This is a genomic window from Bradyrhizobium sp. SZCCHNR1093 (assembly GCF_032381175.1).
In the GTDB taxonomy this organism is placed as follows: domain Bacteria; phylum Pseudomonadota; class Alphaproteobacteria; order Rhizobiales; family Xanthobacteraceae; genus Bradyrhizobium.
The window spans coordinates 858,115-872,857 of the sequence record NZ_JAUHJJ010000002.1 but is presented as its reverse complement, the minus strand read 5'-3'; the positions used below and the strand labels follow the sequence as shown (position 1 = coordinate 872,857).

The 14,743-nt window shown below is 67.2% G+C and carries 13 protein-coding genes; 7 read left to right on the top strand and 6 right to left on the bottom strand.

Annotation, left to right across the window (positions count from 1 at the left end; translation table 11 throughout):
* Positions 1-44: 44 nt before the first annotated feature.
* From kdgD to QX070_RS09645, 6 genes are all read left to right on the top strand, one after another.
* A complete protein-coding gene (kdgD, locus tag QX070_RS09670) occupies positions 45-989 on the top strand; it encodes a 5-dehydro-4-deoxyglucarate dehydratase (RefSeq protein ID WP_315736655.1) in 945 nt (314 codons plus the stop codon).
* A gap of 69 nt (positions 990-1,058) precedes the next feature.
* Positions 1,059-2,414: a glucarate dehydratase gene (gudD, locus tag QX070_RS09665; protein WP_315736654.1), complete on the top strand. Its 1,356-nt coding sequence runs from the start codon at positions 1,059-1,061 to the stop codon at positions 2,412-2,414.
* Positions 2,415-2,467: 53 nt separating this feature from the next.
* Entirely contained in the window at positions 2,468-3,916 is a 1,449-nt protein-coding gene (locus QX070_RS09660; RefSeq protein WP_315736653.1) for an aldehyde dehydrogenase family protein, read from the top strand.
* Positions 3,917-4,129: 213 nt separating this feature from the next.
* Entirely contained in the window at positions 4,130-5,671 is a 1,542-nt protein-coding gene (gene garD / locus QX070_RS09655; RefSeq protein WP_315736652.1) for a galactarate dehydratase, read from the top strand.
* A gap of 174 nt (positions 5,672-5,845) precedes the next feature.
* On the top strand, positions 5,846-6,640 hold the full coding sequence (locus QX070_RS09650) for a class II aldolase/adducin family protein (protein WP_315736651.1): 795 nt from the start codon (positions 5,846-5,848) through the stop codon (positions 6,638-6,640).
* A gap of 95 nt (positions 6,641-6,735) precedes the next feature.
* A complete protein-coding gene (locus QX070_RS09645) occupies positions 6,736-7,314 on the top strand; it encodes a hypothetical protein (RefSeq protein ID WP_315736650.1) in 579 nt (192 codons plus the stop codon).
* 166 nt (positions 7,315-7,480) lie between these two features.
* On the opposite strand, the gene QX070_RS09640 is transcribed toward QX070_RS09645, so the two are convergent.
* A complete protein-coding gene (locus QX070_RS09640; protein WP_315736649.1) occupies positions 7,481-8,929 on the bottom strand; it encodes a PLP-dependent aminotransferase family protein in 1,449 nt (482 codons plus the stop codon).
* A 64-nt stretch (positions 8,930-8,993) separates the two neighbouring features.
* Between QX070_RS09640 and QX070_RS09635 the strand changes: the two genes are divergently transcribed.
* Positions 8,994-9,716, top strand: a complete 723-nt coding sequence (locus QX070_RS09635) for a pyridoxamine 5'-phosphate oxidase family protein (protein WP_315736648.1) — start codon at positions 8,994-8,996, stop codon at positions 9,714-9,716.
* 348 nt (positions 9,717-10,064) lie between these two features.
* Here the strand turns inward: QX070_RS09635 and QX070_RS09630 are convergent, their stop codons facing one another.
* Genes QX070_RS09630 through QX070_RS09610 form a run of 5 tightly spaced genes read right to left on the bottom strand, consistent with a single transcriptional unit; the run spans position 10,065 to position 14,743 of the window.
* The gene (locus QX070_RS09630; protein WP_315736647.1) at positions 10,065-11,111 is read right to left on the bottom strand and encodes an ABC transporter substrate-binding protein; all 1,047 of its coding nucleotides are present in this window, start codon (positions 11,109-11,111) and stop codon (positions 10,065-10,067) included.
* Positions 11,108-12,280 carry an FAD-dependent oxidoreductase gene (locus tag QX070_RS09625; RefSeq protein ID WP_315736646.1) on the bottom strand — a complete coding sequence of 391 codons (1,173 nt, stop codon included), beginning with the start codon at positions 12,278-12,280 and terminating at the stop codon, positions 11,108-11,110. Before QX070_RS09625 ends, QX070_RS09630 begins: the two co-directional genes overlap by 4 nt.
* Positions 12,264-13,658, bottom strand: a complete 1,395-nt coding sequence (locus QX070_RS09620) for an FAD/NAD(P)-binding oxidoreductase (protein WP_315736645.1) — start codon at positions 13,656-13,658, stop codon at positions 12,264-12,266. Before QX070_RS09620 ends, QX070_RS09625 begins: the two co-directional genes overlap by 17 nt.
* Complete coding sequence (locus QX070_RS09615; RefSeq protein WP_315736644.1) at positions 13,651-13,944, bottom strand: (2Fe-2S)-binding protein; 294 nt, start codon at positions 13,942-13,944, stop codon at positions 13,651-13,653. The genes QX070_RS09620 and QX070_RS09615 overlap by 8 nt, the downstream gene beginning before the upstream one ends.
* A gap of 4 nt (positions 13,945-13,948) precedes the next feature.
* Positions 13,949-14,743: an ABC transporter permease gene (locus QX070_RS09610; RefSeq protein WP_315736643.1), complete on the bottom strand. Its 795-nt coding sequence runs from the start codon at positions 14,741-14,743 to the stop codon at positions 13,949-13,951.

Sequence of the window (14,743 nt, the reverse complement as noted above, 5' to 3'; positions counted from 1 at the left end):
CCTGCCGCGCCCGTTCCCCAGGACATTCGTGAAGGACCCGCACGATGAGCAAGATGACCCCGACGGAAATGGCTGCGAAGATCGGCAGCGGCCTGCTCTCCTTCCCCGTGACGCCGTTCAAGGCCGACTATTCGTTCGACGAGGCCACCTATCGCGCCAACATGGACTGGCTTTGCGGCTATGAGGTCGCAGGCCTGTTCGCCGCCGGCGGCACCGGCGAGTTCTTCTCGCTCACCCCTGCGGAGGTGCCTGAGGTCGTCGAGGTCGCGGTGCACGAGACCCGCGGCCGGGTGCCCGTGCTGGCGGGTACCGGCTACGGCACCGCGATCGCGCACGAGATCGCCATTGGCGCCGAGAAGGCCGGCGCGGACGGCCTGTTGCTGCTGCCGCCCTATCTGACCCATGCCGAGCAGGACGGCCTCGCCGCCCATGTCGAGGCGGTCTGCAAGTCGGTGAAGATCGGCGTCATCGTCTACAACCGCGACAACGCCATCCTGCAGCCGGACACTTTGGCGCGGCTGTGCGAGCGCTGCCCGAACCTGGTCGGCTACAAGGACGGCATCGGCGACATCGAGCTGATGACCCGGGTCTACACCAGGATGGGCGACCGCCTGACCTATATCGGTGGCCTGCCGACCGCGGAGACCTTCGCGCTGCCCTATCTCGACATGGGCGTGACGACCTACTCCTCGGCGGTGTTCAACTTCGTGCCGGAGTTCGCGACGAACTTCTATGCCGCAGTGCGCAAGCGCGACCACGCCACCATCCAGGCCGGATTGAAGGATTTCATTTTGCCGCTGATCGCGATACGCAACCGCAAGAAGGGCTACGCGATCTCGATCATCAAGGCGGGCATGAAGGTGATCGGCCGCGATTCCGGCCCTGTCCGCCTGCCGCTGACCGATCTGACTGCGGAGGAGATGGCGGAGCTGACGGCGCTGGTGAAGGCGCTGCCAGCAGCGATGCCGTCGCGACAGGCCGCGGAGTAAGACTGCTACGCGCCGCCTCTCCATGAGGGGAAGCGAAGCAGCAAGAAGAGACGACGAGGGAGGAGCATGATGAGTCACGCAGCCACCAAGACCGGGATCTCCGGCGCGCCGGTCGTCACCGGCATGGAGGTCATTCCGGTCGCCGGCCGTGACAGCATGCTCCTCAATCTCAGCGGCGCGCATGGGCCGTTCTTCACCCGCAACCTCGTCATCCTCACCGACAATTCCGGCCACACCGGCGTCGGCGAGGTGCCGGGCGGCGAGAAGATCCGGCAGACGCTGGAGGACGCGAAGAGCCTGATCGTGGGCAAAAGCATCGGCGCCTGCAACACCATCCTGGCCGCGATGCGCACCGCTTTCGCCGATCGCGACGCCGGCGGCCGTGGCAAGCAGACGTTCGACCTGCGGGTGATGATCCACGCCGTGACTGCGGTGGAGTCGGCGCTGCTCGACCTGCTCGGCCAGCATCTCAGCCTGCCCGTGGCGGCGCTGCTCGGCGAAGGCCAGCAGCGCACATCGGTCGAGGCGCTTGGCTATCTGTTCTTCGTGGGCGACCGCAAGAAGACGGACCTGCCCTACGCGACCGGCGAGGGCGAAAAGGACGGCTGGTTCGCCCTGCGTCATCAGGAGGCGATGACGCCTGAAGCCGTCGTGCGGCTGGCCGAGGCGACGCACGACGCCTATGGCTTCGCCGATTTCAAGCTCAAGGGCGGCGTGCTCCAAGGCGAGGCCGAGATCGAGGCGGTGACCGCGATCGCCAAGCGCTTTCCGCAGGCGCGGGTCACGCTCGATCCCAACGGCGCCTGGTCGCTCGATGAGGCGATCCGGCTGTGCAAGGACATGCACGGCATCCTCGCTTATGCCGAGGACCCCTGCGGCGCCGAGGCCGGCTTCTCCGGCCGCGAGATCATGGCCGAGTTCCGCCGCGCGACGGGCTTGCCGACCGCGACCAACATGATCGCCACCGATTGGCGGCAGCTCAGCCATGCGCTGCGGCTCGGCGCGGTCGACATCCCCCTGGCCGATCCCCATTTCTGGACCATGCAGGGCTCGGTCCGCGTCGCCCAGACCTGCAAGGACAATGGCCTGACCTGGGGTTCGCACTCCAACAACCATTTCGACATTTCGCTGGCGATGTTCACCCATGTCGCCGCGGCCGCCCCGGGCAAGGTCACCGCGATCGACACCCACTGGATCTGGCAGGACGGCCAGGCGCTCACCAAGGAGCCGCTGCAGATCGAGGGCGGCAGGATCGCCGTGCCCGAGCGGGCCGGGCTCGGCATCGAGATCGACCGCGGCGCCATCGAAAAGGCCAATGCGCTGTACAAGAGCCACGGGCTCGGCGCACGCGACGACGCCGTCGCAATGCAGTATCTAATCCCCGGCTGGACCTTCGACGACAAGCGCCCCTGTCTCGTGCGATGACAGGGGCGATCGGTTAGATTGTCCGAGCAATCGCGCAAAGTCTGGAGAACAACATGAACGCGATCCTCAAGAATTTCATCGCCGGCGAATGGGTCGACGGCAGCGGGGTGACCCGCAACATCAACCCGTCCAACACCAACGACGTCGTCGGCGAGTATGCCAAGGCCGACCGCGCGCAGACCGAGACGGCGATCGCCGCCGCCAAGGCCGCTTTTCCGGCGTGGTCGCGCTCGACCCCGCAGGAGCGCTATGACGCGCTCAACAAGATCTCGGCGGAGATCCTGTCGCGCAAGGAAGAGCTCGGCCGCCTCTTGGCGCGCGAGGAAGGCAAGACGCTGCCGGAGGGCATCGGCGAGGTGGCGCGTGCGGGGCAGATCTTTGCGTTCTTTGCCGGCGAGGCGCTGCGCCTGACCGGCGAGAAGGGCGCCTCGGTCCGTCCGGGCCTCGACGTCGAGATCACCCGCGAGGCGGTCGGCGTCGTCGGCATGATCACGCCCTGGAATTTCCCGATCGCGATCCCCGCCTGGAAGATCGCGCCCGCGCTCTGCTACGGCAACACGGTGGTGTTCAAGCCGGCCGAGCTGGTGCCGGGCTCGGCGCATGCGCTGTCCGAGATCATCGCGCGCTCCGGCCTTCCGGCCGGCGTGTTCAACCTCGTCGTCGGCTCCGGCTCGGTGGTCGGCCAGACCCTGCTCGAGCATCCGGACGTCGCCGCGATCTCCTTCACCGGCTCGGTCGGCACGGGGCGCAAGATCGCGCAGACCTGCGTGCTGTCGAACCCGATGAAGAAGTTCCAGCTTGAGATGGGCGGCAAGAATCCGCTCGTCGTGCTCGACGACGCCGACGTCAAGGTCGCGGTCGAGGCCGCCGCCAACGGCTCCTACTTCTCGACCGGCCAGCGCTGCACCGCGTCTTCGCGCCTGATCGTCACCGAGGGCATCCACGACAAATTCGTTGCCGCGCTGACCGAGCGGCTGAAGGGCCTGGTCGTGGATGACGCCGTCAAGCAGGGCACCCATATCGGCCCGGTGGTCGACGGCAATCAGCTCGAGCAGGACCAGCGCTATCTCAAGATCGGCCAGGACGAAGGTGCCAAGCTGACCTGGGGCGGCGAGCTCCTGAACCGGGAGACGCCCGGCTTCTACATGCAGCCGGCGCTGTTCACCGAGGCCACCAACACCATGCGCATCGCCCGCGAGGAGATCTTCGGGCCGGTTGCCTGCGTGATCCGTGCGAAGAACTACGACGAGGCGCTGGCAATCGCCAATGACACCGAGTTCGGTCTCGCGGCTGGCGTCTGCACCACCAGCCTCAAATACGCCTCGCACTTCAAGCGCAACAGCGAGGCCGGCATGGTGATGGTCAACCTGCCGACCGCCGGCGTCGACTATCACGTGCCGTTCGGCGGTCGGAAGGGCTCGAGCTACGGCGCCCGCGAGCAGGGCTCCTACGCGCGCGAATTCTACACGACGGTCAAGACGGCCTACACCTATCCGGTGTGAGACCTCGCCCGTCGTGAGCGCCGTCATTGCGACGAAGCAATCCAGACTTCCTTCTCGACCCTGGATTGCTTCGCTTCGCTCGCAATGACGGAAACCAAGACCTGTAGGGTGGGCAAAGGCGCGAAGCGCCGTGCCCACCGACAGTTCGAAGACGAACGAAAGACGGTGGGCACGCTTCGCTTTGCCCACCCTACGGAGCAGCACGGAGCGAGCATGAACCAGCAGGTCGTCGCCAACCAGGAGCCCCGCATCATCAAGCTCAACGCGCGCGACAACGTCGCTATCGTGGTGAACGATTTCGGCCTGCCTGCCGGCACCAAATTTCCCGATGGCCTGACGCTGAGGAGCTTCGTCCCGCAGGGCCACAAGACCGCACTGGTCGACATCGCCGAGGGCGCGCCGATCGTCCGCTACGGCGAGATCATCGGCTATGCGAAGTCGCCGATCGCATCCGGCGAATGGGTGGACGAGGCTCGCATCGACATGCCCGAGGCCCCTGCCCTCGATCAGCTCGAAATCTCCACCGCGGTGCCGGCGCCGCTGCCGCCGCTCGAAGGCTACACCTTCGAAGGCTATCGCAATCGCGACGGCTCGGTCGGCACCCGCAACGTGCTGGGCATCTCGACCTCGGTGCAATGCGTCAAGGGCACGCTGGAATTCGCGATCAAGCGCATCAAGAGCGAGCTGCTGCCGAAGTACCCCAATGTCGATGACGTCGTCGCGCTGACCCACGCCTATGGCTGCGGTGTCGCGATCACGGCGCCCGATGCCGTGGTGCCGATCCGCACCCTGCAGAACCTGGCGCTGAACCCCAACTTCGGCGGCGAGATCCTGGTCGTCGGCCTCGGCTGCGAGAAGCTCGCGCCGGAACGGCTGCTGCCGGAGGACACCGAGGACTCGATCGTGCGCATGCAGGACGAGGCCTTCGATGGCTTCGGCGCGATCGTCGAGGCGATCATGACCCAGGCAGACCGTCGCCTCGCGCAGCTCAACAAGCGCACGCGCGAGACCTGCCCGGCAGCCGATCTCGTGATCGGCCTGCAATGCGGCGGCAGCGACGCGTTCTCCGGCGTCACCGCCAACCCTGCGGTCGGCTTCGCCGCCGACCTGCTGGTGCGCGCCGGCGCGACCGTGATGTTCTCCGAGGTGACGGAGGTTCGCGACGCCATCCAGCTCTTGACCCGGCGCGCGATCAACGAGGACGTCGGCCGCGCGCTCATCCGCGAGATGGACTGGTACGACTCTTATCTGGCCCGCGGCGGCGCCGATCGCAGCGCCAACACGACGCCGGGCAACAAGAAGGGCGGGCTCGCCAATATCGTCGAGAAATCCCTGGGCTCGATCGTCAAGTCCGGCTCCGGTCCGATCCATGGCGTGCTGGCGCCGGGCGAGAAGGCCAAGCAGAAGGGCATGCTGTTCGCAGCCACGCCCGCCTCCGACTTCATCTGCGGCACCCTGCAGCTCGCCTCCGGCATGACGCTCCAGGTGTTCACCACCGGCCGCGGCACGCCCTACGGCCTCGCCGCCGCGCCCGTGATCAAGGTCGCGACCCGCAGCGAGCTGGCGCGGCGCTGGAAGGATCTGATCGACTTCGACGCCGGCCGCATCGCCACCGGCGAGATGACGATCGAGGAGACCGGCTGGGAGCTGTTCAAGCTGATCCTCGAGGTTGCGAGCGGCCGCACCAAGCCGTGGTCGGACCGCTGGGGCATCCACAACGATCTGACGCTGTTCAATCCGGCGCCGGTGACCTGAGGGAGCGCTCACCCTGCCATGCCAGTTGCCTCGCTCAAACCTCTCCCCGTCATTGCGAGCGAAGCGAAGCAATCCAGGGTCCCGACCACCATCCTGGATTGCTTCGCTTCGCTCGCAATGACGCGTATATTGAAGCAACGAGCCTAGACAACGAAGGCCGGGAGGAAGAGCCAGATGTCCAGCTTCAGCCGCTTCGCCGCGCTTGCCGTCACCGCCCTCCTCCTCTCCGCCGCCCCCTCTCGCGCCGAAGACTCCATCCCCGGCGTGCCGCGCGAACTGCTGGAGGACATCGCGACCGGCAGCCGCGTGCTCGCCGATCTCGGCGTCGTCGATGCCTTCGGCCATGTCAGTGCGCGGCATCCCACCAATCCGCGCCACTTCCTGATGGCGCGCTCGATCGCGCCGGCGCAGGTCACGGCCAATGACATCATGGAATTCGACGAGAACGGCGAGCCGGTCGATGCGAAGAACCGCGCCGTCTTCCTCGAACGCTTCATCCATGCCGAGATCTACAAGGCCCGCCCGGACGTCAACGCGGTGGTACACACGCATTCGCCCGGCGTCGTCCCCTTCAGCGTCAGCCGTACACCCTTGAAGCCGCTCTATCACAATGCGGCCTTTCTCGGCGACGGCGCCCCGGTGTGGGACATCGGCAAGGAGTTCGGCGCGACCGACATGCTGGTGCGCAACAACGCCATCGGCAGGTCGCTCGCATCCGCGCTCGGCGACAAGTCCGTGGTGCTGATGCGCGGCCATGGTGACGTCACCGTCGGTCCGGCGGTCCAGGCCGCCGTGTTCCGCGCCTACTACACCGACGTGAATGCGAAGCTTCAGGCCCAGGCACTCGGGCTCGGCTCCGAGGTGACGTATCTCAGCGCCGAGGAGGCCGCCAAGGCCGATGGCGTCAACATGGTGATCATGGATCGTGCCTGGGTGTTGTGGAAGCAGAAGGTGCAGATTGGCAAATAGCGTCCGGCGATTACCGACCTTATTTTGCCGCAAAGTTGACACATCCGTTGATCGAACCTTAATTCCTGATTCTCCCATCGGGCCTGACGCCGCGGATGTCCCTGCATTTTCCTCGCATTGTCGCCGTCGCGCTCGGCCTCTGCCTCGGCTCGTCCTGTCTGGCCCAGGCGCCGATGACGGCTGCCAGCACGTCTGAGAACAAGCCCGACATCGACCTCTATGCGCTGATGTCCGGCTCCTGCCGCACCGCGAAGGTCGATGGCCACGAATTTTCGTGCAAGACGGTGGCGTTCTTTCACAGCGAGAAGGGGCGGGCTCATTTCACCGTCGCGCTCGACGATCCGGCCGACGAGAGCCACATCATCGCATTCTCCGGCGTCAATGGCCGCAGGTCGATTCAGAACGTCTACGAACTGCCGATCGACCGCATGCTGCTGAATTCCAAGCATCGTCCGAAGGTCGATGGCATTCCGGTGCCGGCGACGAAGAGCTCGGCCGGCGTGTGCCGTCAGGTCGGCAATTTCGCGATGCTCAAGGTCACGAGCGTGACCTGCTCCGCCAAGGACGACGGCGGCCGCGCCTATGAGCTGCAGTTCGTCTCCGACGGCACACCCATCACCTTGCGCCGGGTGCGCCAGACGATGACGAACGCCGAGCACAATCCCTATGAATGAACGCGCCGCGGGTGCGACAATGCCCATCCGGGCTGCCTGACACGCATCTGTTCCAAACCACATCTCGCACAGCCATGAACATGAGGGCGCATTCTCGCGGCAGATGATGCCCGAGGCTTGCGATCCGTCTCGCCCGGCTCGGCCACACCTGCAGCATTGATGACGCTCAACGCGGGCGCCCGGCCGTGCCCAGGATGTCCAGCGTGGCGCGACCGAGCCGCCTGGCGGCATCGGCGAGATCCTTCGCCGCAAAGCCCGAATAGCCCAGGATGAATCCGTCGGGCGCGCGCTGCACGATCCGCGCATCCGACAACAGCCGGCATTCGATGCCGGCCCGGTCGCGGATCAGTTTCGCTGCGCCCTTCGGCGCTGCGGGCGGCAAGGTCGCCAGCAGATGCAACCCTTGCGACGGCGCGGCCAGTTGCAGGCTGCCCTTGCCATGCCTGGCGAGCGCTTCGGCGACGACATCGCGCGCCTGGCGGTAGCGCGGGCGCAGCCGCCGCATGTGGGCCGCGAGAACGCCGTCGGCCATCAGGTCGGCCAGAGCGTCCTGCATGAAGGCCGGCGGAAACCGGTCCTGCGCCGCGCGCGCTGCGACGACCCGCGCGACCAGCGCCGGCGGCACCACGAGGTAGCCGAGCCGCAGTCCCGCGAACAGCGTCTTGCCGAAGGTGCCGAGATAGATCACGCGCTCACCGCCGATTCCGGCCAGCGCCGTCAGCGGCGGGCCAGCAAAGCGGTATTCGCTGTCGTAGTCGTCCTCGAAGATGTAGGCGCCCGCCCTGCGCGCCCAGTCGAGCAGCGCGATGCGCCGCGCCATGCTCATCGCAACGCCGGTCGGAAACTGATGCGATGGCGTCACGTAGGCGGCCTTGGCCGCTGTGTACGCCGCCTCGCCCGAGCTCACCATGACGCCTTCATCATCGACGGGCACCGGGACCAGCTTCGCGCCGGTCGTGCTCAACGTATGGCGCGAGGCGACATAGCCGGGATCCTCGAACCAGACGGGATCGCCCGGCGCAAGCAACGCGTCGATGCACAGCCGCAGGCCATGCTGGGTGCCGCTCACGATGAGAATGCAGCTTGGGTCGCAGCGTACGCCGCGATTGGCGACAAGGTAGTGCGCGACCTGGGTGCGCAGATGCAGGCTGCCGCGCGGATCGCCATAGCCGAGTTCATCGGGCGCGGCGTGGGCGATGCGGCGCCGGCTGGCTGCGGCGAGCCGCCTCAAGAGCGCGGGATCGACCAGCGTGTAGCCGAGCGCGAACGGCCGGCGCGGCGGAATGCGAACATCCAGCTCGGCGACCGGCGCGGCGACCTGCGGTGCGGGCAGCCGGGCGGCGACATAGGTGCCGGCGCCGTGGCGCGCCTCGACCAGGCCATCCGACAGCAGCGCCTCATAGGCTGTGACGATCGCGTTGCGGCGGACGCCGAGCTGCTCGGCAAGCCCTCGCGTCGAAGGCAGACGAAGGCCGGGCACGAGCAGGCCATCGACGATGCCGGTTCGCAGCGCACCGTGCACCTGCTGCGACTGGCTGCGGATGGTGCGGTCGAGGTGGATCGGCAGCGCCAGCACGTCGTCGCGGCGCCGCGAAGTGGTTGCTTGCTTTCGCATCGAAGTGGAACTCCCGGCAACCACTTTGCCATGGCATGACGTCGGCGGAAACAGGAGACTGACGATGTCCGAGCAACAGATGCCGAGCTATCCCGTCGACGACACCAACCGGGTCAAGCGGCGGCATCAGCGCGCCCACTACGATCATGCGACCGTCCATGCCCTGCTCGACTCCGCAACGCTGTGCCACGTCTCCTATGTCATCGACGGCCAGCCCTATTGCACGCCGACGCTGTATTGGCGCGAGGGAACGACGCTGTATTGGCATGGATCGAGCGCCAGCCGCATGCTGCGCAGCCTGTCCGAGGGACAGCCGGCCTGTCTCACCGTCACCCATCTCGACGGCCTGGTGCTGGCACGCAGCGCCTTCCACCACTCCGCCGACTATCGCTCGGTGATGGCGTTCGGTCATGCCAAGCTGATCGAGGATCAGGCCGAGAAGGCGCGCGCGCTGGTGATGATGGTCGATCGCCTGTTTCCCGGCCGCACTGCAAGCCTCCGCCCGACCACGGAGCAGGAGCTCAAGGCTACGTCAGTTGTGACCATGGAGATCGAAAAGGCATCGGCGAAGATCCGAGCGGCCGGCGTGATCGATGATGACGAGGATTATGCGCTGCCGATCTACGCCGAGCGCATTCCGGTGCACACCCTGATCGGGCCGCCGGAGCCCGATGGCCGCTTGCTGCGGGGCGTCACCCGTCCCGCGACGCTGGCAGGTTTCAGCGCTGGACGGCGGCTCGATGAGACGCTGACGGAGGCGTATGCGACGAGCTATCCGGCGGATTAGTCCACGCGCCAGGATGTAAGCTGGAGAAAAGCGACCGTCGAGGATGACACGCATCTCCCTCGACAACTACCACTGTCGTCCCGGCGAACGCCGGGACCCATAACCGCAGGGAGCGGTTTGAGGCAGCATCGTCGTTAGCAGCTCACGCACATCACATCCGCCGCGGAGTATGGGTCCCGGATCGGCGCCCCGACGCGCTCTCGCGCGCCGCGGCTTGTCCGGGACGACAGCGGGAGAATGACGCGCATCTGCCTCGACACTCACCGATTTCGTCCCGGCGAAACGCCGAGATCCATAACTAGAGGAGACGGTTCCGACAGACTGTTAGTTGCGCGCCCGTATGACGGCTTAGCGCTCGATCATCCTGTTCCAGCGCGTATTCCACTCCGGGCGCCTGGCGTTGATGACGTCCCAGTCGAGCGTGATCGCGCTCTTCATGTAGCCGTGGAAGGTCGCGAGCTTCTGCTCGGCTACCGGAGTCGTGGCTTTCGCGGTGGTGTTGGACGGCACGATGTTGCCGGCCGCCAGCGCCTTTGCCTGCGCTTCCGGCGACAGCAGATAGGCGGCGAGCTTCTGCGCCAGCTCGGCTTCGGAGTTGTTGGCGATGACGCATTCGGCGACCATCAGCACGACCGAGCCTTCCTTCGGCTGGGCATACTCCACCGGAATGCCCTTCTCCTTCAATGTCGACACCGCGGTCGGCGTCAGCGGGAAGATCGCGGCCTCGCCGGTCTGCACCATCTCGGAGATCTTGGCCGAGTTCGGGATGTATTCGAGCACGTTCTTGCCGATCGTGTCGGGAAACGCCTTGAAGCCAGGCTCGACATTGGCCTCGTTGCCACCCTTGATGCGGTTGAACATCAGGAAGGCGTGCAGGCCGAAGGTCGACACCGAGGCCGACTGGAACACGACCTTGTCCTTGAATTTGGGATCGGCGAGATCGAGCCAGGAGGTCGGCACCGCCCAGCCCTTCTCGTCGAACAGCTTCTTGTTGTAGGCAAGGCCAGTCATGCCGATGTCGATGCCGGCGGCGATGTCGTCCTTGAGACGCGCGAACGGCTCGAGCTGCGCCAAGCCATCGCTCGGCTTCAGCTTCTCGCACAGCCCGAGGCCGGCGGCGCGGATCATCACGCCGTCGTCGAGAAACATCACATGCATCTGCGGCCTGTCCTTGGCCGCGATCGCCTTGGCGAGGATCTCCGAGGAGGTGCCGGGCACGACGACGATCTTGACGTCGTTGGCCTTCTCGAACTCCGGGAACACCGCCTGCGTGTAGGTGCGCTCGAAATTGCCGCCGTTCATGCCGACATAGAGCGTCTTGGTTTCGGCGTGCGCGGAGGCGGTTGCAAGCACGAGTGCGAGGGCTGAGCCGAGCGCGGCGCGAGCATCGATCATGGCGAGGTCTCCTTCGATCCTGTCGTCATTGCTGCTTGAGAGGCATCGCCCGGCTGCGATGCGGGTGAGAAACGGCTGATGGCGAAGGCCGCGATCGGCGTCGAGGTCTCGCCGTCGCGCACCAGCTCGGCCAGCACCTCGCCGACACCGGGCGCAATCTGGAAGCCGGCGCCGGAGAAGCCGAAGGCGTGAATCAGGCCCGGCGTCGTCGCGCTCGGGCCGATCACCGGGTTGCGGTCGGGCATCGTCGCCTCGGTGCCGCTCCAGAACCGGATCGCCTGGGCATGGCGCAGCGGGCCGAACAGCTCGCTGGCGCGCTGCATGATGGCAAGCACGCCGTCGCTGCGCGGGCGCGAATAGTCTGGATCGGACAGCGGCGCAGCGCGCTCGCCGCCGACCACGACATTGCCGCGCGCCACCTGCCGCGCATAGATGCCGCCGCCCTCGATGCCGATATTGACGCCGAGAAATGGATCAAGCGGCTCGGTCACGATCATCGATGGATAGGTGCGCTCCAGCGGCACCGGCTCGTCGAACGCGCGCGCCAAGCCGTCGGCCCAGGCGCCGGCGCTGTTGATGACCGTACGTGTCTTGATGGTAACGTCGCCGGCCTCGACCACGAAGCCCTCGAACGTCCTGGTGGCGCCCGTGACCTCCGTGTTCTCCAGCACCTCGGCGCCAGCGCGACGCGCCGCTGCGGCGAAGGCGGTGGCGACCAGCCGGGGATTGGCGTGGCCGTCGCCGGGGCAGAACGAGCCGCCGACGACGCCGCCCGCGATGCCGAAGCGCTCGCGCAGTCGATTGTGGCCGATCAGCTCGAGAGCGAGCCCGAACGGCGCGACCTCGGCGGCGTAGCGCTCCAGGCTCGCCATGTCCTCGGCATTGCGCGCGAGCTTGAGATGGCCCGAGCGCAGGAACTCGCCGTCGATGCCGATCAGCGCCTTCAGCTGCGGCCAGATCGCATGCGCGCGCTGCGACAGCGGCAGTTGCTCGGGCGGGCGGCCCTGGCGGCGCACGCCGCCATAGTTCACGCCGCTCGCCTGCGCGCCACAGAAGCCCTTGTCGAGCAGCGTGACGGAGAAACCCATGGCGCGCAGCGCCAGCGCGGCGGAACTGCCGACCAGCCCGCCGCCGACGATCGCGACATCGCAGTCAATGCGCCGGGTCATGCCGCCTCTCGTCGAGGGATAGGCTCACGGCCAGCGGGATCGGCTTGATCGGCGCCTGCGCGCGCAGCCGGCCGACAGCGCCGATGTCGCGGCGCGTCTGCGCAGCCAAGAGCTCCGCGGCGACCGCGCCGCACATGCGGCCCTGGCAGCGGCCCATGCCGATGCGCGTCACCGCCTTCAGACGATTGATCTCGGTGAGCGAGAAATCCCTGATCGCGCGCCGCGCCGCGCCGGCATCGATCTCCTCGCAGCGGCACAGCAGCGTGTCATCGGCGATGTCGCCCGCCCAATGCGATGGATAGGGAAAGGCGGCTTCGAGCCCGTCGCGCAGCCGGTCGATCCTCGCAAGCGCATATTCGAGGGGGGCGGCGCGCGTGGAATCATGCGGCTGGCCGCGATCCTCCAACAATGCCAGCGCGGCCCGCTCGCCGGCGGCTTCAGCGGCATCGGCGCCGGCAATGCCGGCGCCGTCGCCGGCGAGGTACACGCCCGCGATGCTGCTGCGGCCACTGACGTCGCGAACCGGACGATGCGCGCGGTCGCGCGCATCGAAGCGAAAGGCGCAGCCGGCGAGATCAGCAGCCTGAGTCTCCGAGCGCAGACCGAGTCCGTAGCCGACGCCGTCGCAGGTGATCGCGTGTTCGCGCCCACCGGCCCGATAGACGATGCGCGCCACCCTGCCCTTGCCCTCGATCCGGAGCCGGGAGACGCCGAACTGCACGCAAGTGCCGCGCAGCGTCAACTCCACCGCCATGCGCAACCCACGCAGCACGATGCCCGGCGCGAGCGGCAGCGCGCGCAGCAGATTGAGCTTTGCAGACAAGGGCGCCGCGTCGAGCACGGCAGCGACGTCGACGCCGGCCTTCATGTATTGCCAGGCAACCAGATATAGCAGCGGGCCGGAGCCGGCGAACACCACACGCCGGCCGATCGCGCAGCCCTGCGCCTTGAGCGCGATCTGCGCGCCGCCGAGCGTGAACACGCCCGACAGGGTCCAGCCGGGGATCGGCAGTACGCGATCGGTCGCGCCGGTCGCGAGGATGAGCCCGTCATAGCTGACCCGCTGGCTGATACCCCCACGCAAGATGTCGGCCGCGCCGTCGCGCAGATTCCACAGCAGCTGATCCGGTCGATAGTCGATGCCGGCGCCGAGCGCCGCAAAGTCGTGATGCAGCCGCGCGGCCTTCGGAGCCTCCGAGCCGTAGCGCGCGCGGTCATCGCGGCCGTCGGGGCTCAGCGGCTGGCGATAGATCTGGCCGCCACAGGCGTGGCCCTCGTCGATCACGACCGGCCGCAGGCCGGCGGCGACCAATGTCATCGCGGCGCGGATGCCGGCCGGACCGGCGCCGACGATCAGGGGCGGCGCGCGCTCAGCCATGGCTGCGTCCCCGCTGCGTGACGATGTGCATGCCCTCGGTGAGCGGAGTCGTGCAGGCGCGCAGCCGCTCGCCGCTTGCGAGCTGCACCCAGCAGTCCTGGCAGGCGCCCATCTGGCAGAAGCCGGCGCGCGGCGCGGCGGAGAACTCGCTGTGGCGCAGCCATTCGACGTGACAGAGCACCGCCGTCAGAACGGTGTCGCCGGCGCGGCCGTCGCAGGGCGCGCCATCGATCGTGAAGGAGATGACGGCGCTGTCGGTGCGGACCAGGCGATGCAGCAGCGGCATGGTGTCAGCCCTGCCCGACGAGGATCTTGTCGAGACCGAAGATGCGGTCGAGCAGCAGCATCGCCGCCGCCGTCACCGCGATCATCAGTGCCGATACCGCCGCCATCATCGGATCGATGGACTCGGTCGCGTACATGTACATGCGCACCGGCAGGGTGACGGTGGCGGGCGAGGTGATGAAGATCGACATCGTGAGCTCATCGAAGGAGTTGATGAAGGCGAGCAGCCAGCCGCCGGTGATGCCGGGCAGGATCATCGGCACGGTGATGCGGCGAAATACGATCCAGCGCGAGGCGCCCAAGGTCACGGCCGCCTGCTCGGCGCTGCGGTCGAGGCCGGACAGTGCCGCCAGCACCAGCCGGAGCACATACGGCGTGACCACGACGATGTGGCCTGCGGTGAGCCAGAGCAGGCTGCCGGTGGCACCGACGAGCGCGAACAATCTGAGCAGCGCGACGCCGAGCACGAGATGCGGGATCATCAAGGGCGACAGGAACAGCGCGTTCAGCGCCGCGCGGCCGCGGAACTCGTAACGATCGAGCGCGAGGCCGGCGGCGACCGCGAGCACGACCGCGATCGTCGCGGCTGTCGCTGCGACCCACAGGCTGTTGAGAAAGGAGGCGACGAAATCCGGATGCGCGAACACGGCCGCGAACCAGCGCAGTGAAAATTGCGTGGTCGGCAGGGTGAGTGTGTTCGCCGGCGTGAAGGCGACGAGGCAGATCACGATGAGCGGCGCCAGAACGAAGCCGACGACGAGCGCGTGAAAGACAAGCGCTATGGGACCATTGTGGCGCAT